Raw genomic sequence first — 23,719 nt, forward strand, 5'->3', positions numbered from 1 at the left:
CGCCTCAGAACGACTGTTCGTAAACGCGGCTGATGTCGCCGTTCCACTCGCCGTGGTAAGCATCGAGCAGGCGCTGGGCCGGAACCTTGCCGCTCGCCACGATCTCATCGAGCGTGTCGAGGAAGCCGGTTTCATTATCGCCCGAGGAATTCAGCCGCGCCCGCGCCGCCAGCCCCTTGTGCGCAATCGCCAGCGCCTCGCGCCCGATATCGCGCAGGGTATGGCCGCCGGGGACGGGGGCATCCAGCGCGAGTCTGGGCGCGGTGCCGCGCAGCGCCTCGCGTTCTTCCATCGTCCAGTGCTTGACCAGATCCCATGCCGCATCAAGCGCGCCTTGGTCATACAGAAGCCCGACCCAGAAGGCGGGCAGGGCGCAGATGCGGTTCCACGGTCCGCCATCGGCCCCGCGCATTTCAAGGAAGCTCTTGAGGCGCACTTCGGGGAAGGCGGTGGACAGGTGATCCCACCAGTCGGATTGCGTCGGGCGCTCGCCGGGGAGCACCGACAGCTTGCCATCGAGGAAATCGCGGAACGAAAGCCCCGCCGCGTCGATGTATTTTCCGTCGCGGAAGACGAAATACATCGGCACATCAAGCATGTATTCGGCCCAGCGTTGATAGCCGAAGCCGTCCTCGAAGACGAAGGGCAGCATCCCCGTGCGCGCCGGATCAGTGTCCGACCAGATGTGCGAACGATAGGACAGGAACCCGTTGGGCTTGCCTTCGGTAAAGGGCGAATTGGCGAACAGCGCAGTCGCCAGCGGTTGCAGCGCGAGGCCGACGCGGAACTTCTTCACCATGTCGGCTTCGGATGAATAGTCGAGATTGACCTGAATGGTGCAGGTGCGCAGCATCATGTCGAGGCCGAGATTGCCGACGCGCGGCATGTGGCGCAGCATGATGTCGTAGCGGCCCTTGGGCATGATCGGCAGCTCGGCGCGGGTCTTGTCGGGCCACATCCCGAGCCCGAGATAGCCGACACCGCATTTCTCCCCGACTGCCTTGACCTGTTCGAGATGCCGCCCGGTTTCGGCGCAGGTCTGGTGCAGGTTTTCCAGCGGCGCGCCCGACAGTTCGAGCTGGCCTGCCGGTTCGAGGCTGATCGCCCCGTCCGCGCCTTTCAGCGCGATGACGTTTCCGCCTTCCTCCACCGGGGCCCAGCCGAACTGTTCGAGGCCTCCCAGCAGATCACGGATGCCGCAAGGCTCGTCATAGGACGGCGCGCGCTTGTCCGAATGCTTGTAGACAAGCTTTTCGTGCTCGGTGCCGATGCGCCAGCGTTCGGCCGGTTTCTCACCGCCGATCATCGGGGCAACCAGTTGGTCGAAGCCTTCGATCACCGGATCGTCGGCAGTGGAAGCTTCGCGTGTGCTCATCGCAAGGGGGCCCTTCTCTGGCCGGTTGCCTTAGAAAACTGGTCTGGACGTGGGAAGGCAAATTCGCATGGCACCCGCGTGAACGGCCATCTTTTGCAGCTTCGCGCCGCAGTGGCGGTTGGTTACCAGTCGCCCGCGCTCGCCATCCACACCGACAGGGCGGCAATAGCGGCGGTTTCGCCGCGCAGGATACGCGGGCCGAGGGTAACGGGTCGGGCAGCGGGGTGCGCGCGGATCGCGGCGCGCTCGGCATCGTCGAACCCGCCTTCGGGGCCGGTGAGGATCGCGGCGGGGCCTTGATGGGCGGCAAAGGCGGCGGCGGCCGGTTCGCCGCCCGCTTCATCGGCGAAGAAGAGCGCGCGCTCCGTCGACCAACCGGACAGCAGCGCATCGAGCTTCACCGGCTCGGCCAGCTGCGGCAGCGCGGTGCGGGCGCATTGTTCGGCAGCCTCGGTGGTGATGGCACGGGCGCGGTCGAGGTTGAGCTTGTCGGCGACACAGCGGCGGGTGATGACCGGGGCGATGCGCGAAACGCCCAGTTCGGTCGCCTTTTCGAGGATCAGGTCGAAACGATCCTTCTTGAGCAGCGCGGGGCAGAGCCACAGATCCGGCATCGCCTCGCGCAGCCGGAGCATTTCGACCACCTCCAGCACCACATCACGCTTGGTCACCTCGGCCACGCGCGCGGCCCATTCGCCGGTCACATCGTCGCACAGGATCACGACATCGCCGGGCGCGGCGCGCATGACGCGGGCGAGGTAATGCGCGGGGTTCCCCTCGATCCGCACCACCGCGCCCATCGCCAATGTCTCGGCAACGAACAGGCGCGGGGCGCTCTTGGGGGGCCATGCCGGAACCTTTGGATGGTGCGTTGCGGGCATGGCTTTGCACTAGGCGCACGGGGCGCTAGGGAGCAAGTGATGTCCGCGCGAACCGCACAATTCCTGATCGCCGCCGTGTTCCTGATCCTGGGTGGCTGGGCGCTGTTTGCGCCTGCCAGCGTGATCGAACTGGCGGTGACGCAAGCCTATCGCGACAGCACTTTCCTCACGCGCTTCACCATGGCCTGTTTCGGTTCGCAGGCGTTATTGTTCGGATTGATGGCGCTGGTCACGCGCTGGAGCGCCAAGGCCTTCGCCGTGTTTGCCGTTTTGCTGTTGCCGTTCTTCGGGTTCAACTACTGGTTTCATTACGAGGTGCCGGTGCTGACCAGCATCGGGATGCTCGACTTTGCCGGGAACGTGACGATGCTGGTGCTGGCGATCCTCGGCTGGCGCGCGGCGCGGGCTGAGGACAAACGCGCATGAGCGAGCAGGTCGTCCCCGACAGCGAGCATAAGGGCCTTGTCGCACGCCTGCCGCAGCTGCCGCGCGATCTGGCGCTGCTCGCCCGCTTCGACCGGCCGATTGGCTGGTGGCTTTTGTTCTGGCCCTGCGTGTTCGGCGTGTGGCTGGCAGGCGCGGGGGCGCAATGGGCGCTGCTCGGCTGGCTGCTGGCGGGGAGCATCGCGATGCGCGGGGCTGGGTGCGTCTATAACGACATCGTCGATGCCGATCTCGACCGGCAGGTGGCGCGCACGGCTTTGCGCCCTGTGGCGAGCGGGCGCGTGTCGAAGCGCACCGCGTGGGGCTGGCTGATCGCGCTCTGCCTCGTCGGGCTGGTGGTCTTGCTGCAATTGCGGCTCGAAGCGCAGATCGTGGCGCTTGGCAGTCTGGCGCTGGTGGCGGCCTATCCTTTCATGAAGCGGATCACCTGGTGGCCGCAGGCATGGCTGGGGATGGTGTTCAACTGGGGTCTGCTGGTCGGCTGGACGCAATTGCGCTGGGACAATTGGGAGGTGCTTGCCGCGCTCTATGCCGGCTGCATCTGCTGGGTCATCGGCTACGATACGATCTATGCCCTTCAGGACCGCGAGGATGATGCGATGGTCGGCATTCGGTCATCGGCGCTGGCGATGGGGGCGCGGGTGCAGGCGGGGATCGCGGGGTTCTATGCCGCTGCCGTTGGCCTGTGGGCGCTGGGGTTCTGGCTCTATCGCGCCGATCCGCTGGCCTTGCTCGCGCTGCTGCCGGTCGCCGGGCATCTGGCATGGCAGGTGGCGACACTGGATGCAGACGATCCCGCCAACCCGCTCGCCCGGTTCCGCGCCAACCGCTGGGCGGGCGCGCTGATGGCGGCGGCGTGCTTCGTGGTGGGGAACGCGGGGGCCTGACGCGATGTGCAACCTCTACCGCATGACCAAGAACGCGAGCGAGGTGGCCGCGTGGTTTGATGCGGTGGACGCGGCGCAGGGCGCGAATTTCGGCGCGGAGGTCTATCCCGGCTACCCCGGCCTCGTCGTGGCAGAGGGCGCGGTGCAGGCGATGGCATGGGGTTTCCCGCTGGTGCTGACCGGCAAGCAGGGGCAGAAACTGAAGCCCAAGCCGGTCAACAATGCGCGGACCGACAAGCTCGGCACCTTCTTCTGGCGCCAGTCCTTCGAACGCCGCCGCTGCCTGATCCCGCTCACCGCCTGGGCCGAGGCGCAAGGGGCCAAGGGGCGCATGACCCGCACGTGGATGTCGCTGCCCGGCGTGCCGCTGTTCGCGGCGGCAGGCGTGTGGCGGCAGAGCGAGGAATGGGGCGCGTGCTATGCGATGGTGATGACCGATAGCGCGGGCTCCGACGCGGCAGGCGTGCATGAACGCATGCCCGTGCTGATCGCGCCCGAAGACCACGCCCGATGGCTCTCTGGCCCGCCTGACGAGGCGCAGGCCCTGTGTGGCCCGTGGCTGGGGCCGCTCGTGATTGATCCCACGAACGAGCCATGGGCGCGGACAGGGGGCAGCCAGCCGGGTCTGTTCTAGCCGATCCGGGGCGTCCGGCGGCTGACCGGGTTCGACGAACGGCATGAGCCTCGATCAATTGTGTGTGTTGCTCCACCAACACGGCTTTTCCTGCGCGCGAAGTGCGTTAGGATACAAAGGATTGAATCAGGGGATCCTTCATCATGCTCGAACTCGCTGGCGTCAGCCATGTCTATCCCAACGGCACCCGCGCGCTGGATGATGTGACCCTGTCGATCCCCAAGGGGATGTTCGGGCTGCTCGGCCCCAATGGCGCGGGCAAGTCAACGCTGATGCGCACCATCGCCACGTTGCAGGCGCCGACCGCCGGGAGCATCCGCTTCGGCGATATCGACGTGCTGGCCGAGCCTGATGCCTTGCGCCGCACGCTGGGATATCTGCCGCAGGATTTCGGTGTCTATCCGCGCGTCTCGGCCTATCAGATGCTCGATCACATGGCGGTGCTGAAGGGCATCACCAGCGCGGGCGAGCGCAAGGCGGTGGTCGAACACCTGCTGAATCAGACCAATCTGTGGGCTGTCCGCTCCAAGGCGATTGCGGGCTTTTCGGGCGGGATGCGCCAGCGTTTCGGCATTGCGCAGGCGCTGATCGGCGATCCGCAGCTGATCATCGTCGATGAACCCACCGCCGGGCTCGATCCGGAGGAGCGCAACCGCTTCCTCAACCTGCTGGCCGGGATCGGCGAGAATGTGGTGGTGATCCTGTCCACCCATATCGTCGATGATGTCGCCGACCTGTGCCCGCGCATGGCGGTACTGGCCGGGGGCAAGGTGCGACTCGAGGGCGCGCCGCTTGAACTGATCCGGCAGACGCAGGGGCGGGTGTGGCAGCGCACCGTGCCGCATACCCAGCTTTCCGAGATGCAGGCGCAATACGAGGTGATCTCGCACCGCTTCTTTGCCGGCGAAATCGTCGTCCATGTGCTTGCCGACAGCCAGCCGGATGGCTTTGCCCCGGTCAGCGGCGGGCTGGAGGATGTCTACTTTGCCACCCTCGCCGAAACCCGCCGTGCTGCCGTAGCGGCGTAAGGGGAGGCACCGTCCATGCTTACCGCGCGCCTTGCGGCCTTCGAACTGCGCTATCAGCTCAAGAACCCGGTTTTCTGGGTTTCGGTGCTGATCTTCTTCCTGATCGGTTTCGGCCTGTCCGCGAGCGACAATGTCAGCATCGGGACACCGGGGGCGGTGCACGAAAACTCGCCCTATGCCGTGACCTATCTGATGTCGCTGATGGGCACTTTCTACCTGTTCGTCATCACCTCTTTCGTCGCCAATGCGGTGGTGCGTGATGATGTGACCGGCTTTGGCCCGATGATCCGCGCTACCCCGGTGGGCCGCACCACGTTCCTTGCCGGGCGCTTTCTGGGCGGGCTGGCCATCGCGATCCTGGGCTTTGTCGCGGTGCCGCTGGGCATTGCGACGGGCGCGGCCATGCCATGGGTTGACCCGGAGACCGTCGGGCCGGGCGGCTTTGCCACCTATGCCTGGCCGTTTCTGGTGATCGCGGTTCCCAACATCATCCTGTCATCCGCGCTGCTGTTCAGCCTTGCCACCATCACCCGGTCGATGCTGGCGAGCTATCTCGGCGTGCTGGTGCTGGTGATGGCCTACCTGACCGTCAACGTGATCCTTGCCGCCGATCCGACCTATCAGGACACTCTGGCGCGCTACGAATTGCTGGCTGAAGGCGCGATCCGGCAGGTTTCACGCTATTGGACCGCAGCCGAGATGAACAGCCTCGCGATCCCGCTTGAAGGCAATCTGCTGTTCAACCGCGTGTTCGTGCTGGGCCTGTCGATGGTATTTCTCGCCTTCGCCTGGGCGCGCTTCAGCATGACCGAGCGTGCGCCGTCGCGCTGGCGGCTGCGGCGGCTCGCCAAACAGGCAGCGCGCACTGCCAAGGCGGAGCGCGCGGTGCCGCTTGCGCTTGCCGCCCCGGCCGCGCGCCGTTTCGGGTTCGGCCACGCGGTGCGCACCTTCTGGGCGCGGCTCAAGGCTGAAGTGATGCTGGTGGTCAGGAGCCCCGGCCTGATCGTGCTGCTGCTGATTGCGCTGTGCTTCATCGGGCTCAACCTCGCCTTTGCCCAGACCCAGTTCGGCACGCCGTCCTATCCGCTGACGGCCGATGTGATTGTCGTCGTCCTCAGCAACATGTTCATCTTCACGCTGATCGTCGCGGTGTTCTATGGCGGCGAGCTGGTATGGCGTGAGCGCGATGTGAAGATCGGCGAGATTGTCGATGCGACCCCGGCGCCTGCCTGGGCGATGTTCGTCCCCAAGATCCTCGCGGTGTTCGTGGTGTTGCTGGCGATGGCGCTGGTCGGGATGCTGACGGGGATCGCCTATCAGCTGATGAAGGGCGCGCCGAGCATTGATGTCGGCCTCTATCTCACCGCCTTCGTCCTGCCGCAGAGCGTCGATCTGCTGCTGCTGGCGGTGCTGGCTGTGTTCTTTCAGGTGCTCAGCCCCAACAAATATGTCGGCTGGGGGCTGATCCTGGTGTGGTTTGTGGGCCGGGTGTTCCTCAACAACCTCGGCTACACCAACATGCTCTATAACTTCGGGGGCGGGCCGGGCGAGCCGCTCTCCGACATGAACGGCACCGGCGGTTTCTGGGTCGGCGGGCTGATCGCGCGGGCCTATTGGCTCTGTTTCGGGGTGTTGCTGCTGGTGCTGGCGCATTGGCTGTGGCCCCGCGGCACGGTGGTTTCGGTCTGGCCGCGGCTGAAGGGCATGGGCAAGCGCATCAGTCTCGCCTCGGGCGGGATCGCGCTGGCGGCGGTGGCCGGGATGGTCGGCACGGGCCTTGTGATCCACCACAATATCAAGGTGCTCAACCGCTATCAGACCGCCGACGAGGCCGAGGCCTGGCTGGCCGAATATGAACGCAAATACCTCAAGTTCGCCGATCTTCCGCGCCCGGTCGTTACCGATGTCGCGTTCGATGTCGCGATCTTCCCGGATGAACGGCGGGTGGATGTGACCGGCCATTATGATCTGCGCAACGACAGCGGCGTGCCGATCAGCGAAGTCCATATCCGGCAGGGCGACGAGGCGGTTGAATATAGCCGGCTTGATCTTGCCGGGGCGAGGCTGGCCGAGGATGATACGCGGTTCGGCCACCGGGTCTTCCGTTTCGACACACCGCTCGCGCCCGGAGCGACGACGCGGCTCGATTTTACCTCGCGCGTTTGGCGGCGCGGCTTTGCCAACCGCGGGGCGGCGATCGACGTCGTCGACAATGGTACCTTCATCGACAACACGGTGTTCGCGCCGATCGTCGGGATGGACCGCCGTGGCTTGCTGACTGACCGCATCGAACGGCGGCGGCAGGGCCTGCCCGATGAACTGCGCATGGCAAAGCTGGAGGACACCAGCGCGCAGGCGGAAAACTACATCCGCGCCGACTGGGTCAATTCGCGCATCACCATTAGCACCTCTGCCGATCAGGTGCCGGTCGCGCCGGGCAACAAGGTGTCAGACCGCATCGAAGGCGGCCGCCGCATTGCGGTGTTCGAAAGCCCGGCGCCGATCCTCGATTTCTTCTCGGTGCAATCGGCGCGCTATGCCGAAGCGAGCGACCGCTACGGCAATGTCGAGCTGACCGTCTATCATGATCCGCGCCACGTCTGGAACGTGCCGGCGTTGCTCAAGGCGATGAAGACCTCGCTGGGCTATTACGAGCGCAATTTCGGCCCCTACCAGTTCGGCTATGCGCGGATCATCGAATTTCCGGGCTATCGCACCTTCGCGCAGGCCTTTGCCGGGACGATGCCCTATTCGGAAAGCATCGGTTTTGCCGCTGACGTGCGCGATCCGGAAACGATCGACTATGTCTCATACGTCACCGCGCACGAGCTGGGCCACCAGTACTGGGCGCACCAGATCGTGGGCGCAGACATGCAGGGTTCCACCATCCTGTCGGAAACGCTGGCGGAATACAGCGCGCTGATGGTGATGAAGGAGCTGTATGGCGAGGACAAGATCCGGCGCTTCCTCAAGTTCGGACTCGATCAGTATCTCGCCGCGCGCAAGGCCGATGTCCTGCCCGAACAGCCGATGGTGCGGGTGGAGAACCAGCAGCATATCCATTACCAGAAGGGCTCCCTGGTGATGTATCTGCTCCAGCAGCGGCTGGGCGAGGATGCGGTCAACCGGGCGCTGGCGCGGATGATCGCGCGCTACAAGTTCAAGGGCGCGCCGTACCCGCGCAGCCTCGATCTCATCGCCGAACTGCGCAAGGAGGCGAAAACGCCAGAACATCAGGCGCTGATCACCGACCTGTTCGAGAAGATCACGATCTACGATCTCAAGGCGAAGGAGGCAGTCACCGCCCAGCTTCCCGATCGCACCTGGCGCACCCGCATCACCATCGAGGCGGCCAAGTTCTATGCCGATGGCAAGGGCAAGGAGACTCCCGCCACCCTTGCCGAGAACATCGAGGTGGGCGTGTTCACCGACCGGCCTGGGTCTGGCAGCTTTGCCAAGGCCAATGTGCTGTCGATGAAGCGTTACCCGGTGCGCGGCGGCAGGCAGGTGATCGAGGTGATCAGCAAGGGGCGTCCGACATTCGCCGGGATCGATCCCTACAACTTCTACATCGACCGGGATTCCGACGATAATCTGGTGGCGGTGACGGAGAGCTAGCCTTCCGGCCCCAGTTCCGGATCAAGGTCGCGCGGCCGGGCGAAATGCACCAGCTCGGCGCAGTAGCGCTTCAGCTCGCTCCAGTGCTGGATATCGCATTCCAGCACGGCATAGGCGGCGGTCGGGAATTTCACGACCGCTTCCTTGAACAGCGCGTTTTCCTTGCCCGGCGCCACCAGTTCCAGAAGCACGTCCTGAAGGCCCGGATTATGGCCCGAAATCAGGATCGCGCGTGCCTCGTCATCGCCGCTGCCGGCATGGGCCTCGATGGTCTCGACGATGGTGTCGAAGCTGGCGAGGTAGAGCCGCTGATCATAGATCGGCTCTGCGTCAGGCATTGCGCCTTCCAGCGTCAGCTTGACCCGCACGGCGGGGCTGGCGAGGATCTTGTCCCACTTGATGCCGTGGTCGCGGATATGCTGGCCGATCAGTTCGGCCCCCTTGCGCCCGCGCGCGTTCAGCCCGCGATCGAAGTCGCGTTGGGCCGTATCATCCCAGTCGGACTTGGCATGGCGCAGGATGCCGAGGATTTTCATGGTTGCAAGGCGTCTCCTGATCGCGCGGTCTGCTTGCCCAGAACACCAGCGGCGAGGCGTTGTAAAGCCTCATCGAGCGTCACCCGCAGCACTGGCGTGCCTTGCGGGAAGGCCGACAGCAGCCGGGTGGGGAAGGCAGGGGAAAGGACGATGAAGTGGCCCGCGTCCTCCTTTGACCGGATCAGCCGCCCGAACGCCTGCGCCAGCCGCGCGCGAATGATGCGGTCGTCATAGGCGCTGCCGCCACCTGCCAGTCTGCGCGCCTTGTGGAGAATATCGGGCCGCGGCCAGGGGACCTGCTCCATCACCACGCACCTCAGCGAATGGCCCGGCACGTCCACCCCGTCCCGCAGCGCATCGGTGCCGATCAGGCTGGCGCGCGGATCGTCGCGGAAAATGTCGACGAGGGTGCCGGTGTCGATCGGATCGACGTGCTGGGCATAGACCGGCAGGCCCGCCCGCGCGAGCCGGTCGGCGATGCGGCCATGAACGCTGCGCAGCCGCCGGATCGCGGTGAACAGGCCGAGCACGCCGCCTCCGCAAGCCTCGATGATCCGCGCATAGGCCCCGGCCAGCGCAGGCAGATCGCCCTTGGCGATGTCGGTGACGATCAGCACCTCGGCGCGGCTCGCGTAGTCGAACGGGCTCTCCGCCGCCGAAAGCAGTGGCTCGCCCTCGATATGCGCCGCGCCGGAACGGGCGATGGCGGAGGCCCAGCGGTCATCATCCCCAAACCCCTCGGTGCCGCGGTCGGTCAAGGTGGCGCTGGTCAGCAGCACGCCGTGCGCGGGTTCCAGCACTACCCGGGCAAAGGGCTTCATCGGGTCGAGCCAGCGGCGATTGAGAGCCACATCGAACTCGCGCGCGTCGGAGCGGTCGACCGCGAGCCAGTCGACGAACTCAGGGTCGGCGGGGCCGCCCAGCCGGTCGAGCAGCGCCTCCCACGCCGCGATCAGATCGATCCGCCAGGCAAGCGCGAACCGCGCCCCCTCGATCCGCGCCCGGCCTTGGGCGTCGAGCCAGTCGGGCGGTTCGGCAAGGATCGCCTCCAACCGCCCGCCGAGCCGGATCAGCGGCACACGGATGCTGGCGAGCGCCTCGGCGGCGGCGGCGGCGGCTTCGATCACCTCGCCCGGAAGCCCCGCCGCCTCGGTCTCGATGCCATAGCCCGCATCCACCCCGCCGCTTTCGTCGCGGGCATAGGTCGCGGTGCGCACCGCGGCGAGCAGGGCTTCGAGCGGGCCGAAGGGGGCGTTCTCGGCAAGGCGCTGGAGCCAGCCGTCCGAGGGGAGCAATTGCCCCGCCTTGCAGGCTGCCGCGATGGCTTCGGCGCCTGCATCATCATAGCTGGCGAGATCCGCCAGCCGCGCCGACAGCCCGCGCCTGCGTCCACGCGTTTCCTTTTCCGGGCCGATGATCCAGCGCCGCAGTTCGATCGTTTCCTGCCCCGAAAGCGTCGCAGCAAAGGTGCTGTCGGCGGCGTCGAAGACGTGGTGGCCTTCGTCGAAGATCAGGCGGGTGGGGCGCTGGTTGGGGTCGCGGGCGCGGGCGGCGTTGACCATCACCAGCGCATGGTTGGCGATCACCAGATCGGCCTGCGCGCTATCCCGCGCCGCCCTTTCGATGAAGCACTTCCGGTAATGCGGGCATCCGGCATAGACGCACTCGCCGCGCTGGTCGGTGAGCGCCGCGATCCCGCGCTTCCTGAACAGCGTGCCGAGCCAGCCTGGCAGATCGCCGCCGATCATGTCGCCGTCGCGGGTATAGGCCCCCCAGCGCGCCACCAGCTGCGCCAGCACGGCGGGCCGACCGGCAAAGCCGCCTTGCAAAGCATCCTCAAGGTTGAGCAGGCAGAGGTAATTTTCGCGGCCCTTGCGCACCACCACCGGCGGGGTGCCATCGGGGCGTTTCACCGGCCACGCCCTGCGGCTTTCGGCGCGCAATTGGCGTTGCAGGTTCTTGGTGAAGGTCGACACCCACACCGTCCCGCCGCTCTGCCCCGCCCAGAGCGAGGCCGGGGCGAGATAGCCCAGCGTCTTGCCGATCCCTGTCCCCGCCTGCGCCAGCGCCAGATGCGGGCGACCGGGGGCGGAGCGCGGGGCGAAGACCTTTGCCACATCGGCGGCATAGGCGCGCTGGCCCTCGCGGCTCTCGGCCCCCTCGCCGGTGAGGCGGGCAAGCTGGGCCTGCACGGCCTCGGCGGATAGTTCCACTTGACGCGGAGCAGGGCGCTCGCCTGCTTCCTCCCATTCGGGCAGGCGCGCGAACAGCCAGCGTTCGGCGCGTTCCGGTTTGGCGATGTGGGGTTTCAGCACCTGCGCCCACGGCCAGCGCAGGCGTTCGAGCGTTTGCAGCGCGCTCCACGCGCCCTCGCGCTCGGGCCAGTCGGGGCTCTGGCACATGGCCGCCAGCGCGCCTGCCGCCTGCTGGAGCAGTTCCGGCACAGCGGCGTCGCTTTCCGGCACCGGCAAGCCCAGCGCCTCGGCCAGCCCGCGCGGGGTCGGCACACAGAAGCGTGCGGGGTGGACGAAGGCGAAGGCTTCGAGCAGGTCGAGCCCCGACAAATCCGGGTATCCCAAGCGGCTCGCCACCAGCGGCGCGTTCAAGAGCAGCACCGGGGTGTCGGCGGCGGCCATGATCGCATCGCCTTTGGACACGGCGCGCGTCGTGCCATCGCCCGCGCGCAGCCAATGTCCGCCATGGCTGGCATGGAGCGCGGGGAGGGGCAGGGGACCGGGGGGCGTCACGCGCGCAAGGATGCGCGAGCGGCGCTCGCTTGTAAACGTAGGTCACGCTGACTTTGCCCGGCAGGCTGTCCTACACCGCCCGATCGGCGTAGGCGGGTGCTGTCTCACCGGGGCAGGGCGCGTGAAGAGCCCCTGCTTCCCCTGTCCGTCAACTTATCGAATTCGGATATAAAGCATTGGCAAATTTGAAATAAATCAGAGAACGCCAGCTTGACAGGGTGTCAAGTTTGTCAAGCTGGCCCGCGCCATTGTGCTTGCAAGCTGCCGTTCCATCCCTAATAGCCGCCCCGTCATGACCATCACCCAAGAAGCCCTTATCGCCGCCGCCCAAACTTCCAAGGCCTGGCCGTTTCAGGAGGCGCAGCGCCTCGCCAAGCGCCTGCCGGAAGGCAAGCCCGGCGGCGTGCTGTTCGAGACCGGCTATGGCCCGTCAGGCCTGCCGCATATCGGCACCTTTCAGGAAGTGCTGCGCACATCGCTGGTGCGCCGCGCCTATGAAACGCTGACCGGCGGCGCGGCGACGCGGCTGGTGGCGTTTTCGGACGATCTCGATGGCTTGCGCAAGGTGCCGGACAACGTCCCCAATCAGGCGATGCTGGCCGAGCATCTGGGCAAGCCGCTGTCGCGCATCCCCGACCCTTTCGAAAAGTTCGAAAGCTTCGCCGCGCACAACAATGCGATGCTGCGCGATTTTCTGGATCGCTTCGGGTTCGAATATGAATTCGTCAGTTCCTCGGACTGCTACAATTCGGGCCGGTTCGACGAGGCGTTGCGCGGGGTTCTGGCGAATTTTCAGGCGATCCTCGACATCATGTTGCCGACCCTCGGCGAGGAACGGCGCAAGACCTATTCCCCGGTCATGCCGATCAGCCCGACGACGGGCGCGGTGTTGCAGGTGCCGGTCGAAGTGGTCGATGCAGGCGCGGGCATCATCCGCTTCACCGACGAGGACGGAAGCATTGTCGAGCAATCGGCCTTGGGCGGCATGGCCAAGTGCCAGTGGAAGGTCGACTGGGCGATGCGCTGGGTGGCGCTCGGTGTCGATTACGAGATGTATGGCAAGGACCTGACCGACAGCGGAATCCAGTCGGGCAAGATCGCCCGCGTGCTTGGCGGCCACAAGCCCGAAGGCCTGATCTACGAGCTGTTCCTCGACGCCAAGGGCGAGAAGATCTCCAAGTCGAAGGGCAATGGCCTGTCCATCGAGCAGTGGCTCGAATATGGCAGCGAGGAATCGCTCGGCTATTACATCTTCGCCAATCCCAAGAGCGCCAAGCAGCTCCACGTCGGCGTGATCCCCAAGGCGATTGACGATTACTGGCAGTTCCGTGCCGCCTTGCCGGGTCAGGATATAGACAAGCAACTCGGCAACCCGGTGTGGCATCTGCTGCGCGCCAATCAGCACCATGCAGGGGCCGAGGCTCCGGGGGCGGGTGATACGCTGCCGGTGCCGTTCAGCCTGCTGCTCAATCTGGTCGGCGTGCTGGGGGCGGGCGCGACCCATGAAGCGGTGTGGTCATACCTTGGCAATTATGTCGCCGATGCCGATCCGGCGGCGCACCCGGCGCTTGACGTGCTGGTGATGAAGGCGCTGGCCTATAACCGCGATTTCGTCGCCCCGACGCTGGCCAAGCGCGCGCCGGTGGATGGCGAGGTGGCGGCGCTATGGGCGCTCGATGCCGCGCTCGCCGAAGCACCGGCGGACATGAGCGCGGAGGACTTGCAGACCATCGTTTACGAGATCGGCAAGCAGGAGGAATTCGGGTTCGCTTCCCTGCGCGACTGGTTCAAGGCGCTCTACGAAACCCTGCTCGGTTCCGAACAAGGCCCGCGCATGGGCAGCTTCATCGCGCTCTACGGCATTGCGCCCACCCGCCAGCTGATTGCCGAGGCGCTGGCGAAGGCATGACCTGCGCATGACCCGTGACGCCGATCCGCACAAGCTCGCCCGCGACCTGCTCGGCCGCGACTTCGACGAGCTTGCCGCGGACGAGCAGCGGGTGCTGCGGCGGGTTGCGTCCGGCACTTTCACCGGGCGCGATGCGGATGAACTGGCGCAGGCGCACGAGACATGGAAGGACCGGCTGGCGGATCGCGTCGCGGCGGTGGGCGGCAGCTGGGGCTTTATCGTCGGTTTCGGCGTGGTGCTGCTGGTGTGGACCAGCCTCAACAGCGGGGTGCTGGAGGCGCTGGGGCTGGGGCCGTTCGATGCCTATCCGTTCATTTTCCTCAATCTGATGCTGTCGATGCTGGCCGCGGTGCAGGCCCCGGTGATCCTGATGAGCCAGAACCGGCAGGCGATGAAGGACCGCATCACCGCGCGCCACGATTACGAGGTGAACCTGCGCACCCAGCTGGAAATCCTGCGCCTGTCGCATCGGATCGAGATGCTGGCGCGCGAAGTGCACAAGCTCGCGCCCGAGACTGAGAACCCTCAGACACCCTCTGCGAAATGATTGCGGGCGTTTTGCCGCGTCAACTCCACTTGCGGGTGCGGTACCACTTGGTGATGACATATTTCACCCCGCGCTCAACCGGGGTTCCGGCGTGGAGCGTTGCCTCATTGGGGCGCCCGTCGGTCAGGGCATTGTTCCACAGCAGCAGCACGCCGGGCTTGGGCAGGATCTGGATACCGAGCGCGGTGAAAGCGGTCGAGCCGCCCGCTTCGACCGCATTGAGATAGGCCATCGCGGTCCAGCTGCGTTGCCCGCCCCGCGCTTCCTCCTGCGGCCAGTAGCCTTCGGAGGTGTAGAACCAGTCATTATGCGGCTTGAACTGCTGGCCGGGAAGGTAACGCTGGCCTTGCACCGGCTCGCCGATCTCTGCCTTCACGCCCAGCACCGCATCGATCCGCTGCGAGATCCCCGCCACAAAGGGATCGTGCGGGTCGAGATCGCCCGAATAGGATGTGCGAAAGCCGCTCGCATAGTCGAGCTCGTGGAGCGATGAGGGACGCGCAACCGTATCGATCATGGCGCAAAGCTGGGCGCATTCGTGTGCGGTCAGGAAGTTGCCGATGGCGAAGAGCTCGACCTTCTCGGACGGGATCCGGTAGACAGCGGGACTGGCAGCTAGCCGCGCGCGGACACTGGCGCCAAGCTGGACGAGGGCCTCCTGATCGGGAACGACTGCGGTCACGTCCCAAGCCTAGCAAGCAGAGCCGCGCGAAAAAAGCCCCGCCGGATCGCTCCGGCGGGGCCTGTTCTGGCGAGGTTTCGACCTACCAGAAGAAGTCGTGGATCACATCGACCACTTCACCAGTGTAGATGTCGACCAGCAGCACATCGTCATAATAGCGGACCCACTGGTAGGGACCGTAGACCGGGGGCAGATGGAAGGCCCACGGATCATTGATGAAGAAGCGCGGCTGAAAGAACAGGCTGTCGAGAAAGAAGCCCGTCTGCAACCGGCTGTAGCGGTGCGCCCGGAACGGCGCGACATAGGGGCCGGGGCGGAACAGGAACTGGTTGCCGCGACGGAAATCGAACCAGTCATAGGCCCGGTTGCCACGCCAGCCGCGATCCCAGCGCCGGAAATCCCGGTTGTCCCAGCCAGGGCGGCCGTTCCAGCCCCAGCGCCAGTCGTCGCGCCGCCAGTTGCGCCGGTCGCGCTGCCAATCTCCGCGGCGTCCATCGCGCCAGTCACCCCGGCGTCCGTCACGCCAGTTGCCGCGCGGGCCATCACGCCATTCGGCACGGCGTGCATCGCGGGCGATATCATTGACCTGACCGGCAAAGCCGTCCCTGCGACCATCGCCGCGCCAATTGTCACGCTGACCGTCACCGCGCCAATTGTCGCGCTGGCCATTGCCGCGCCAGTTATCACGGCGTCCATCGAAGCGATCGGCACGCCGCTCACCGCGATTCTCTATGCCCAATGCCCGGCGATCACCGCGATCCTCGATCCGATCGGCCCTCCGCTCGCCGCGATCCTCGATGCGCATCCCCTGACGTTCGGACCGGCGGTCGACGCGATCGGCGGCACCCTCGCGGCCCCGCCAATCCAGCCGGTTGTCGCGTGCATCACCGCGCTGCTCGACCCGGCCAGCGCGAAAGTCACTGCGGCGCTCAACCTGAGCCGCGCGTACTTCGCTACGACGGTCGACGCGGTCTGCGCGCTGTTCGCTGCGCCGTTCGATCCGTGCCGGGCGTGCCTCGGCCTGACGGGCTGCCTGTGCGCGACCGGCTACATCGCCGCCGAAGCCACGAGGGCTGCTCGCCCGACTTTCGCTGCGGGTCCGATCCGGGCGCGGTGCAGGCGCGGCGCGTTCCATCCGGGCTCTGGCCGGTCCGCCGCGATTTTCGCTTCGCATGGATGGTCGGGCGGACGGGCCGGAGGCCGCCTGATAGATCTGCACGTCGGCAGTTTCCTGTGCTGCGACAGGCATGGCAGGAAGCGCCATTGCCAGCGCAAGAGCCAGAGCGGACAGCGAGCCGGTCCGGGCATAGAGGTTCATCATCGCAAGTGCCTCCAGTGTCGCCGGCCCCACCACAAGCGGCTAGTTGATGGGGCGGGTTTAGCGGACGCAGACTGTCGCAGGGATGAACCGGCCCACCGATATTCAGAAAAAACTGCGCTAAAGTGAACGGGTGCAGGCCGTGCTTGACGGGTGGGGGTTTGCCGGAGAAGGCAGCTTTCATGCTAGAAACGCTCGATGAATGCCTCACGGATTGCCGTAACCGCCTGATCCGCGCGCCGCGAGACCGCAAGTCGCCGATGCATACGCCGGTGATCGTGACCGGTGATGTTGATGCGCGTGTGATGGTTCTGCGCGCTTTCGATTCGGTAGCCTGGCGGCTGCGGTTGCACACCGACATCCGCGCACCCAAAGCGCAGGTGATCCCCGCCGATCCCCGCGTGGCGGTGCTGTTCTACGACAAGGGTGCGAAGATCCAGATCCGTGCGCGCGGTCTGGGCGAGATTGTGGCCGCAGGTGATGAGGTCGATGCGGCATGGCGCGCCAGCACCAATTTTGCCCGGCGGTGCTATCTGGGCGATGGGCCTGGTTCGGCCTCTGACAAGCCGACTTCAGGCCTGCCAGCCGAGTTCGAAGGGGTCGAGCCGGACGACGCGCAGCTTCTACCCGCGCGGGAGAATTTTGCACTGCTGCGCATTACGCTCACCGCGCTGGACTGGCTTTATCTTGCGCATACCGGCCATGTCCGCGCGCAATTCGAACGGGTTGATGGCGCTGACAGCTGGAAGGGGCGATGGGTCTCGCCGTGATTGCCAGCCGGGGATCAGGCGGCGGAAGCGGCAGGGGATGACGTTGTTACTGAAGGCGGAGGCAAGAGAAACACCTCCTCAAGCTCGCTGGCTGATACGATATGCCCCTCGCCCTTGTTCAACGCCTGTTTGAGTGCGTATCGGGCCTGCATCATCAGAAAGTCAGCTCCGGCTTCCCCACCCCCGCCTGCAGCAACACCGAAGCTGGCGCTCAGACGGCCGGTGCTGCCGATCTGAGGCAGGTGCAGCCGCGCAAGCAAGCGGCGCAGACGAGCGGCAATGCGCTTGGCCGCGCGTTCGTCTGCGCCATCAATCACGATGGTGAAGCCGTCGCTATCGCTCATGCTGACCTGATCACCGCGGCGAAGGCCCGCCCGCATCACCGCGGCGACGTGCGCGCGCACCTGTTCGTTGGTGTCGGGGTTCCACATGGGACGAAGGCCGACGATCTGGTCGAGCTGACCATGGAGTACCGCCTTCGATCCGGCGCGCATGGCATTGCGATGGTCGGCAAGACTGATCGCCTCGGCAAAGGTGGCCGGCTGCATCAGCGCACTCAAAGGATCGCGGCGTGGATCAAGCCGACGATTGGCAAGCAGTCTTCCCGCCCATACGCCGACCGCTCCTGCGACCAGGTTCAGCACAACCGCCAACTCAAGCGGCACTTCGATTCCCGTGATCACGCCCCTGTTATCCCCATGCGACCTTTTTATCGCCACGGAGAGTGACTTACGTCGCTTTAAGGAAGCGTAAACCTGACGGATCCAGCGCAACATCGCTGGCGGATCGCGCCGCCAGCAGTGCTCCATCAGCGTGTCAGCTTCTTGTAGGCGAGGCGGGTCGGTCGGTCGGCAGCATCGCCCAGACGGCGGCGCTTGTCTTCCTCGTAAGCTTCGAAATTGCCTTCAAACCATTCGACATGGCTATTGCCCTCGAAGGCGAGGATATGCGTGGCCAAGCGGTCGAGGAAGAAGCGGTCGTGGCTGATGACCACGGCGCAGCCCGCGAAATTCTCGATCGCGTCTTCCAGCGCGGCGAGGGTTTCGACATCGAGATCATTGGTTGGTTCGTCGAGCAGCAGCACGTTGCCGCCCTGCTTGAGCATCTTGGCCATGTGCACGCGGTTGCGTTCACCGCCCGAAAGCTTGCCGACGTTCTTCTGCTGGTCCGCCCCTTGAAGTTGAACGCGCCGACATAGGCACGCGTGCTCATGTCCTGCCCGTTGACCTTCATGTAATCGAGCCCGTCGGAGATTTCCTCCCAGACGTTCTTCTTCGGATCGAGATGGTCGCGGCTCTGGTCCACGTAACCGAGGCGCACGGTCGAGCCGATCTCGATCGTGCCGCTGTCGGGCGTTTCCTTGCCAGTGAGGATCTTGAACAGCGTCGATTTGCCCGCGCCGTTCGGGCCGATCACGCCGACGATCCCGCCCGGGGGCAGGGTGAAGCTGAGGTTTTCGAACAGCAGCTTGTCGCCATAGGCCTTGGAGATGTTCTTGGCTTCGATCACCTTGCCGCCGAGGCGCTCGGGCACCTGGATGACGATCTGGGCCTTGCCGACCTGGCGGCTGTCCTGGCTGTTCTGCAATTCCTCGAACTTGCGGATACGCGCCTTGGACTTGGTCTGGCGCGCGGCCGGGGTCTGGCGGATCCACTCGAGCTCGCGTTGCAGCGCCTTCTGCTTGCCGCTTTCCTCGCGGCTTTCCTGCTCCATGCGCTTGGCCTTCTTCTCGAGATAGGTCGAGTAGTTGCCTTCGTAGGGATAGTACGACCCGCGATCGAGTTCGAGGATCCATTCGACCACGTTATCGAGGAAATAGCGGTCGTGGGTGATCATCAGCACCGCGCCGGCATATTCCTTGAGGTGGTTTTCCAGCCACTGCACGCTTTCGGCATCCAGGTGGTTCGTGGGTTCGTCCAGCAGCAGGATCGAGGGCTTCTGGATCAGCAGGCGGGTGAGCGCAACGCGGCGCTTTTCACCGCCCGACAGGTCTTTCACCGGCCAGTCGCCCGGCGGGCAGCGCAGCGCTTCCATCGCGACTTCAAGCTGGTTGTCGAGCGTCCAGCCATCGACTGCGTCGATCCGGTCCTGAAGCTCGCCCATTTCCGCGCCAAGTGCGTCGAAATCGGCGTCGGGCTCGCACATCAGGGCGCTGACTTCGTTGAAGCGGGCCACCAGATCGGCGGTTTCCTTGGCGCCTTCGCGCACGTTTTCGAGCACGGTCTTGGTCGGATCGAGCTCGGGCTCCTGCTCAAGATAGCCGACGGTGATGTTCTCGCCCGGCCAAGCCTCGCCGGTGAAGTCCTTGTCGATCCCGGCCATGATCTTGATCAGGGTCGACTTGCCCGCGCCATTGGGGCCGACGATGCCGATTTTTGCACCCTGATAGAACTGGATGTTGATATTGTTCAGCACCGGCTTCTGCGCGCCGGGGAAAGTCTTGGTCATGCCCTTCATGACGTAGGCGTATTGGGCGGCCATCGGTTGAGTCCTTTGGGATCGGATAGTCGGGTGGAGAAGTTTCGCTGGCGCAGATAGGGAAGGGGAGGGTCAAGGGCAAGCGGCTAGACAGTTGCGTGGAGCAGCGATAGCACCTGCGGTCATGAACCGCATTCTCCCTGCGCTGACCGCGCTTTCGTTTGCTCTCCTGTCTGGTGCAGCCGTTGCTCAATCGCCGTCGCTTGAAGCCGTGGCAGATGCTGCGCTGAAGGGCGATGGCATTGCTTGGGGTTTCGTTGAGGGCATTACCACCGAAGTCGGTCCACGTCAGGCCGGGACCGAGGCCGAAGCGCGCGCGCGGGCGTGGGCGGTGGCATGGCTGAAGCAATCTGGCTTCGAGAACGTCGCGATCGAGCCGTTCATGATGGACACTTGGGTGCCCGGCGACATCGCTCGCGCCCGCGTGACCGCGCCCTTTGCCCAGGATCTGGTCGTCCTGCCGCTTGGCAATTCGGCAGCAACGCCTGCTGGCGGCATTGAGGCCGAGGTGGTGTTTTTTCCGCACTGTCGATGAACTGCGAGCGGCGCCCGAGGGGAGCCTCAAGGGCAAGATCGCCTATATCAGCCACCAGATGCGCCCCGCGCAGGACGGATCGCATTATGGCTTTGCAGGGCCGGTGCGCTGGGTCGGGCCGGGCCTTGCGGCAAGCAAGGGCGCGGTTGGCGTCGTCATCAAGTCGGTCGGCACCGACTATCACCGCAACCCCCACACCGGCGGCACCAGCTTCCCCGCAGGCGTCGCCGCGATCCCGGCAGGCGCGCTCAGCCTGCCCGATGCGGAGAACCTTGAACGCATGTTTGCGCGCGCGAAGGGCAAGCCGCTCACGCTGAGGCTGGAAATGAACCCGCGCCAGATCGGCAAGACGGAAAGCGGCAACGTGGTGGGCGAAATTCGCGGGAGCAACCCCTACCTTCCGCCTGTGTTGCTGGCCTGCCACATCGACAGCTGGTGGAACGCTCCGGGAGCCTTCGACGATGGGGCGGGTTGCGGAATCATTGCCGCCGCCGCGCTCAATGTGGCCAAGGCCGGACAGCCGCTGCGCACCGTGCGCGTGCTGATGGCGGGAGCGGAGGAGACCGGGCTGTGGGGCAGTGCGGCCTACAGCAAGGCGCATATCAACGAGCCCATCGCGGTCGGCCTCGAAAGCGATTTCGGCGCAGATCGTATCTGGCGCTTCGAATCGAACTTCCGCGAAAGCAATCCGACGCTCCACAAGAAGATCGCCGCCGCCGTGGCGCGCTTTGGTGTGTCGGCAGGCAATGATGTCGCCACCGGCGGCGCAGACCTCAACATCGTGCGAGACCAGAAGGGCGCGCTGATCGACCTGCAGCAGGACGGCACCCGCTATTTTGATCTCCACCACACACCCGATGATACGCTCGACAAGATCGATATTGCCCAGCTGCGCCAGAATGTCGCCGTGTGGACGCAGGTGGTGGGTATCATCGCGAACGAGAGCACCTCGATCCAGACCGGCGGTCCGATCCCTTCGGCCCCGCCGATCATGCAAGAGCAATAGCCTCCTCGCCCATACACCTGTGCTGGCCGCATCGCAGCGCAGTTCGGCTATCAGAACTTGAGCAACATCAAGCTGTGCAACGGTGATCCCCATCGCCTGCCTGCAGATCGCCGCAATTGACCAGTGGCCGGCGGACTGAGCCCCGAAAGCACATTGCAATCAGGCTGCAATCGGCGAAGATTCTGCGTGCTTGTCCGAAAGGAGTCCCACTGCCATGACCGCAGCCAGCGCCCATCCCGATGATCCCCATTATGTGCATCGCACCGGCTGGCTGCGCGCGGCAGTGCTTGGCGCGAATGACGGCATCATCTCGGTATCCTCGCTGATCATCGGTGTCGCTGCGGCGATGCCCGAACCCGGGGCGATCATGATTGCTGGCGTTGCCGCGCTGATTGCAGGCGCGATATCGATGGCGGCAGGGGAGTTTATCTCGGTTTCCTCGCAGGCTGATTCGGAGCGGGCTGACATCCGCCGCGAAGCCGAGGCGCTGGCAGCCACCCCTGCTGACGAGGAAGCAGAACTGGCTGCGATCTACCGTGAACGGGGCCTCAGTGTCGAAACTGCCGCCGCAGTAGCGCGCGAACTGACGGCGCTTGATCCCTTGGCTGCCCATGTGCGCGATGAGCTGGGTCTGTCCGAACATCTTGCCGCGCGTCCTCTGCAGGCGGCACTGTCATCTGGTGTGACGTTCAGTGCGGCTGCCGCTGTGCCTCTGCTGGCGGCATGGCTGGCGCCTTCAGCGGCGATTGTCGAAACGGTTGTGACCGTTTCCCTGCTGGCGCTGGCAATTCTGGGCGCGCTAGGGGCCAGAGCAGGTGCCGCCCCGCTCGTGCCGGCTACGTTGCGGGTCGTGGGCTGGGGTGTGTTCGCCATGGCAACTACAGCGGCGGTAGGGCGGTTGTTCGGTATAAGTGTCTGAACGGCGTTGCCAAAGCAACCGCTCTGGCGAGGGCAGATCAGCACCTCGCCAGTAGCGACCTGATCATGCGCTTCTCACGGCCAGAGGCGGGAAGTGCGGCTCTTTACAGTGTTGCTGGAAAAATGGTCGGGGAGACAGGATTCGAACCTGCGACCCTCTGCTCCCAAAGCAGATGCGCTACCAGACTGCGCTACTCCCCGACGCCATGTTGTCCCGCCCTCCCGCGCCCGTTCCGGTGGGCCCGGCAGGATTCGAACCCGCGACCTAGCCGTTATGAGCGGCCAGCTCTAACCGCTGAGCTACAGGCCCCTTGGAAATGGAACCGGAAGGCAGGGCGACGGGTGCCTCTACTCTGCGTCCGCTCCTGAGACAAGCGGGCAAGCGGTGCCTATCCGCCGGTAGCGGCGATGATGTCGGTGACAGTGCAACTGCGCACCCCGCGTCGATCCAACTCCGAATAGACAGCGCCGAACCATTCGTAGAGCGCATCAACATCAACTTGCGTCCGGGCATAGGGGGTGTGGCCAGGGGCAAGGGTGGGACTGTGGAAGGACAACACAACCACCGGAAGACCGCGATCGATCACGATGCCGACCCCGCGCAGTGCCTCCTCGATCGACAGGCCCTCTGGCGTCAGCGCAATGCGTTCAAGCAGTCGAAAGCGGGAAAAGCCTGAGAAGAAGGTCGGAATATGGCGCTGCACCTTGTGGATCATCGGCCCGGCGCGGCGCAGCGGCCCCCAATAGGCGCTCGTCACCGGCAGTTCCAGCAGGCGCATCTCCCCGTCGACCCAATAGGGATCGAGCGGATGGGCGCTGTAATCCGGGCCGCCTTGCGGGCTGTAATCGAACAGCGGGCGCACCGAGGTGTCGATCCTGATCCCTGCGCGTTTCAGCAAATCGCCGGTGTGTGGGCCGAGACCATACCGCCCGGCACGATATATTAACGGGGGGGTGCCGAATGCCTTCTCGATCGCATCGCGAAGGCCCATGAACTTGGCTTCCTCAAGCTTAGCTGGCAGGTTTCCGGCGAAGGAATTGTAGACGTTGATCTCCTCCTCGAAGGGCGGGTTGACCCAGGGATGAAGCTGCACGCCTGCATCCGCCGTGCCGCGCCGCACCGCATCGCCGATGATTTCGACCGCACGCGGATCATGCACGATCGGCCAGTCGACCAGATAGACCGGATGCGCGCCGATTGCCTCGCAAAAGGACTGAAAGCGAGGGATCGCCCCGACGTGGGAGAGGCCATAGCCATCGCGGCGGAAAGGGCGGGTCCAGTCGAACTCTTCTTCAGTGTCGACCGTCAGCAGCACCCGTTGGCCAAACCCCGGCGCAAAGGCGGCCTTGCGGCCTGACGCAGGCACATCGCGCATCGATCCCGTCGTCATTGCCCCCTCACAATG

General features: G+C 65.2%; 17 protein-coding genes, 2 tRNA genes and 2 pseudogenes. 10 read left to right on the top strand and 11 right to left on the bottom strand.

What is annotated here, in order from left to right; translation table 11 throughout:
• Nucleotides 1-4: 4 nt before the first annotated feature.
• On the bottom strand, nucleotides 5-1,375 hold the full coding sequence (locus tag CHX26_RS08035; protein WP_104941917.1) for a glutamate--cysteine ligase: 1,371 nt from the start codon (nucleotides 1,373-1,375) through the stop codon (nucleotides 5-7).
• A 122-nt stretch (nucleotides 1,376-1,497) separates the two neighbouring features.
• On the bottom strand, nucleotides 1,498-2,256 hold the full coding sequence (locus tag CHX26_RS08040; protein WP_104941918.1) for a 16S rRNA (uracil(1498)-N(3))-methyltransferase: 759 nt from the start codon (nucleotides 2,254-2,256) through the stop codon (nucleotides 1,498-1,500).
• A 39-nt stretch (nucleotides 2,257-2,295) separates the two neighbouring features.
• Between CHX26_RS08040 and CHX26_RS08045 the strand changes: the two genes are divergently transcribed.
• The 5 genes from CHX26_RS08045 (at nucleotide 2,296) to CHX26_RS08065 (ending at nucleotide 8,867) form a co-directional block, all read left to right on the top strand.
• Nucleotides 2,296-2,682 (top strand): hypothetical protein, encoded by a 387-nt coding sequence (locus CHX26_RS08045; RefSeq protein WP_104941919.1) that lies wholly within the window; start codon nucleotides 2,296-2,298, stop codon nucleotides 2,680-2,682.
• On the top strand, nucleotides 2,679-3,587 hold the full coding sequence (ubiA, locus tag CHX26_RS08050; RefSeq protein ID WP_104941920.1) for a 4-hydroxybenzoate octaprenyltransferase: 909 nt from the start codon (nucleotides 2,679-2,681) through the stop codon (nucleotides 3,585-3,587). The genes CHX26_RS08045 and ubiA overlap by 4 nt, the downstream gene beginning before the upstream one ends.
• A gap of 4 nt (nucleotides 3,588-3,591) precedes the next feature.
• A complete protein-coding gene (locus CHX26_RS08055) occupies nucleotides 3,592-4,221 on the top strand; it encodes an SOS response-associated peptidase (RefSeq protein ID WP_104941921.1) in 630 nt (209 codons plus the stop codon).
• A 143-nt stretch (nucleotides 4,222-4,364) separates the two neighbouring features.
• On the top strand, nucleotides 4,365-5,249 hold the full coding sequence (locus CHX26_RS08060) for an ABC transporter ATP-binding protein (RefSeq protein ID WP_104941922.1): 885 nt from the start codon (nucleotides 4,365-4,367) through the stop codon (nucleotides 5,247-5,249).
• A 15-nt stretch (nucleotides 5,250-5,264) separates the two neighbouring features.
• On the top strand, nucleotides 5,265-8,867 hold the full coding sequence (locus tag CHX26_RS08065) for an ABC transporter permease/M1 family aminopeptidase (RefSeq protein ID WP_104941923.1): 3,603 nt from the start codon (nucleotides 5,265-5,267) through the stop codon (nucleotides 8,865-8,867).
• On the opposite strand, the gene CHX26_RS08070 is transcribed toward CHX26_RS08065, so the two are convergent.
• Together CHX26_RS08070 and CHX26_RS08075 are read right to left on the bottom strand one after the other, a co-directional pair.
• Nucleotides 8,864-9,403 carry a SixA phosphatase family protein gene (locus CHX26_RS08070; protein WP_104941924.1) on the bottom strand — a complete coding sequence of 180 codons (540 nt, stop codon included), beginning with the start codon at nucleotides 9,401-9,403 and terminating at the stop codon, nucleotides 8,864-8,866. The genes CHX26_RS08065 and CHX26_RS08070 overlap by 4 nt on opposite strands.
• Entirely contained in the window at nucleotides 9,400-12,150 is a 2,751-nt protein-coding gene (locus CHX26_RS08075) for an ATP-dependent DNA helicase (protein ID WP_172449743.1), read from the bottom strand. Before CHX26_RS08075 ends, CHX26_RS08070 begins: the two co-directional genes overlap by 4 nt.
• Nucleotides 12,151-12,442: 292 nt before the next feature.
• Between CHX26_RS08075 and CHX26_RS08080 the strand changes: the two genes are divergently transcribed.
• Both CHX26_RS08080 and CHX26_RS08085 read left to right on the top strand, forming a co-directional pair.
• Nucleotides 12,443-14,059: a lysine--tRNA ligase gene (locus CHX26_RS08080; protein ID WP_233997079.1), complete on the top strand. Its 1,617-nt coding sequence runs from the start codon at nucleotides 12,443-12,445 to the stop codon at nucleotides 14,057-14,059.
• 7 nt (nucleotides 14,060-14,066) lie between these two features.
• Complete coding sequence (locus tag CHX26_RS08085; protein ID WP_104941925.1) at nucleotides 14,067-14,606, top strand: DUF1003 domain-containing protein; 540 nt, start codon at nucleotides 14,067-14,069, stop codon at nucleotides 14,604-14,606.
• Between the two features lie 19 nt (nucleotides 14,607-14,625).
• Here CHX26_RS08085 and CHX26_RS08090 read toward each other — a convergent pair whose 3' ends face one another.
• Both CHX26_RS08090 and CHX26_RS08095 read right to left on the bottom strand, forming a co-directional pair.
• On the bottom strand, nucleotides 14,626-15,288 hold the full coding sequence (locus CHX26_RS08090) for a prolyl hydroxylase family protein (RefSeq protein ID WP_104941926.1): 663 nt from the start codon (nucleotides 15,286-15,288) through the stop codon (nucleotides 14,626-14,628).
• 82 nt (nucleotides 15,289-15,370) lie between these two features.
• Complete coding sequence (locus tag CHX26_RS08095; RefSeq protein WP_104941927.1) at nucleotides 15,371-16,609, bottom strand: RcnB family protein; 1,239 nt, start codon at nucleotides 16,607-16,609, stop codon at nucleotides 15,371-15,373.
• A gap of 179 nt (nucleotides 16,610-16,788) precedes the next feature.
• Here CHX26_RS08095 and CHX26_RS08100 point away from each other — a divergent pair, with 179 nt between their 5' ends.
• Complete coding sequence (locus tag CHX26_RS08100) at nucleotides 16,789-17,376, top strand: pyridoxamine 5'-phosphate oxidase family protein (RefSeq protein ID WP_104941928.1); 588 nt, start codon at nucleotides 16,789-16,791, stop codon at nucleotides 17,374-17,376.
• Nucleotides 17,377-17,390: 14 nt separating this feature from the next.
• Here the strand turns inward: CHX26_RS08100 and CHX26_RS08105 are convergent, their stop codons facing one another.
• Together CHX26_RS08105 and ettA are read right to left on the bottom strand one after the other, a co-directional pair.
• Nucleotides 17,391-18,149 carry a diguanylate cyclase domain-containing protein gene (locus tag CHX26_RS08105; RefSeq protein WP_172449744.1) on the bottom strand — a complete coding sequence of 253 codons (759 nt, stop codon included), beginning with the start codon at nucleotides 18,147-18,149 and terminating at the stop codon, nucleotides 17,391-17,393.
• Nucleotides 18,150-18,184: 35 nt separating this feature from the next.
• A pseudogene (gene ettA, locus CHX26_RS08110) lies at nucleotides 18,185-19,857 on the bottom strand (energy-dependent translational throttle protein EttA).
• Nucleotides 19,858-19,978: 121 nt separating this feature from the next.
• On the opposite strand from ettA, the pseudogene CHX26_RS08115 reads away from it, so the two are divergent.
• Together CHX26_RS08115 and CHX26_RS08120 are read left to right on the top strand one after the other, a co-directional pair.
• Nucleotides 19,979-21,395: pseudogene (locus CHX26_RS08115) on the top strand (M28 family peptidase).
• A 214-nt stretch (nucleotides 21,396-21,609) separates the two neighbouring features.
• The gene (locus CHX26_RS08120) at nucleotides 21,610-22,314 is read left to right on the top strand and encodes a VIT1/CCC1 transporter family protein (RefSeq protein WP_104941930.1); all 705 of its coding nucleotides are present in this window, start codon (nucleotides 21,610-21,612) and stop codon (nucleotides 22,312-22,314) included.
• Nucleotides 22,315-22,437: 123 nt separating this feature from the next.
• Here the strand turns inward: CHX26_RS08120 and CHX26_RS08125 are convergent.
• The 3 genes from CHX26_RS08125 to CHX26_RS08135 all read right to left on the bottom strand — a co-directional run bounded on the left by CHX26_RS08125 (nucleotide 22,438) and on the right by CHX26_RS08135 (nucleotide 23,704).
• A tRNA-Pro gene (locus CHX26_RS08125) sits at nucleotides 22,438-22,514 on the bottom strand.
• 36 nt (nucleotides 22,515-22,550) lie between these two features.
• Nucleotides 22,551-22,623: transfer RNA gene (locus tag CHX26_RS08130), tRNA-Ile, on the bottom strand.
• 79 nt (nucleotides 22,624-22,702) lie between these two features.
• The gene (locus tag CHX26_RS08135; protein WP_104941931.1) at nucleotides 22,703-23,704 is read right to left on the bottom strand and encodes a polysaccharide deacetylase family protein; all 1,002 of its coding nucleotides are present in this window, start codon (nucleotides 23,702-23,704) and stop codon (nucleotides 22,703-22,705) included.
• Nucleotides 23,705-23,719: the final 15 nt, after the last annotated feature.

Origin of the sequence: Porphyrobacter sp. HT-58-2, assembly GCF_002952215.1 — a bacterium.
Lineage (GTDB): Bacteria > Pseudomonadota > Alphaproteobacteria > Sphingomonadales > Sphingomonadaceae > Erythrobacter.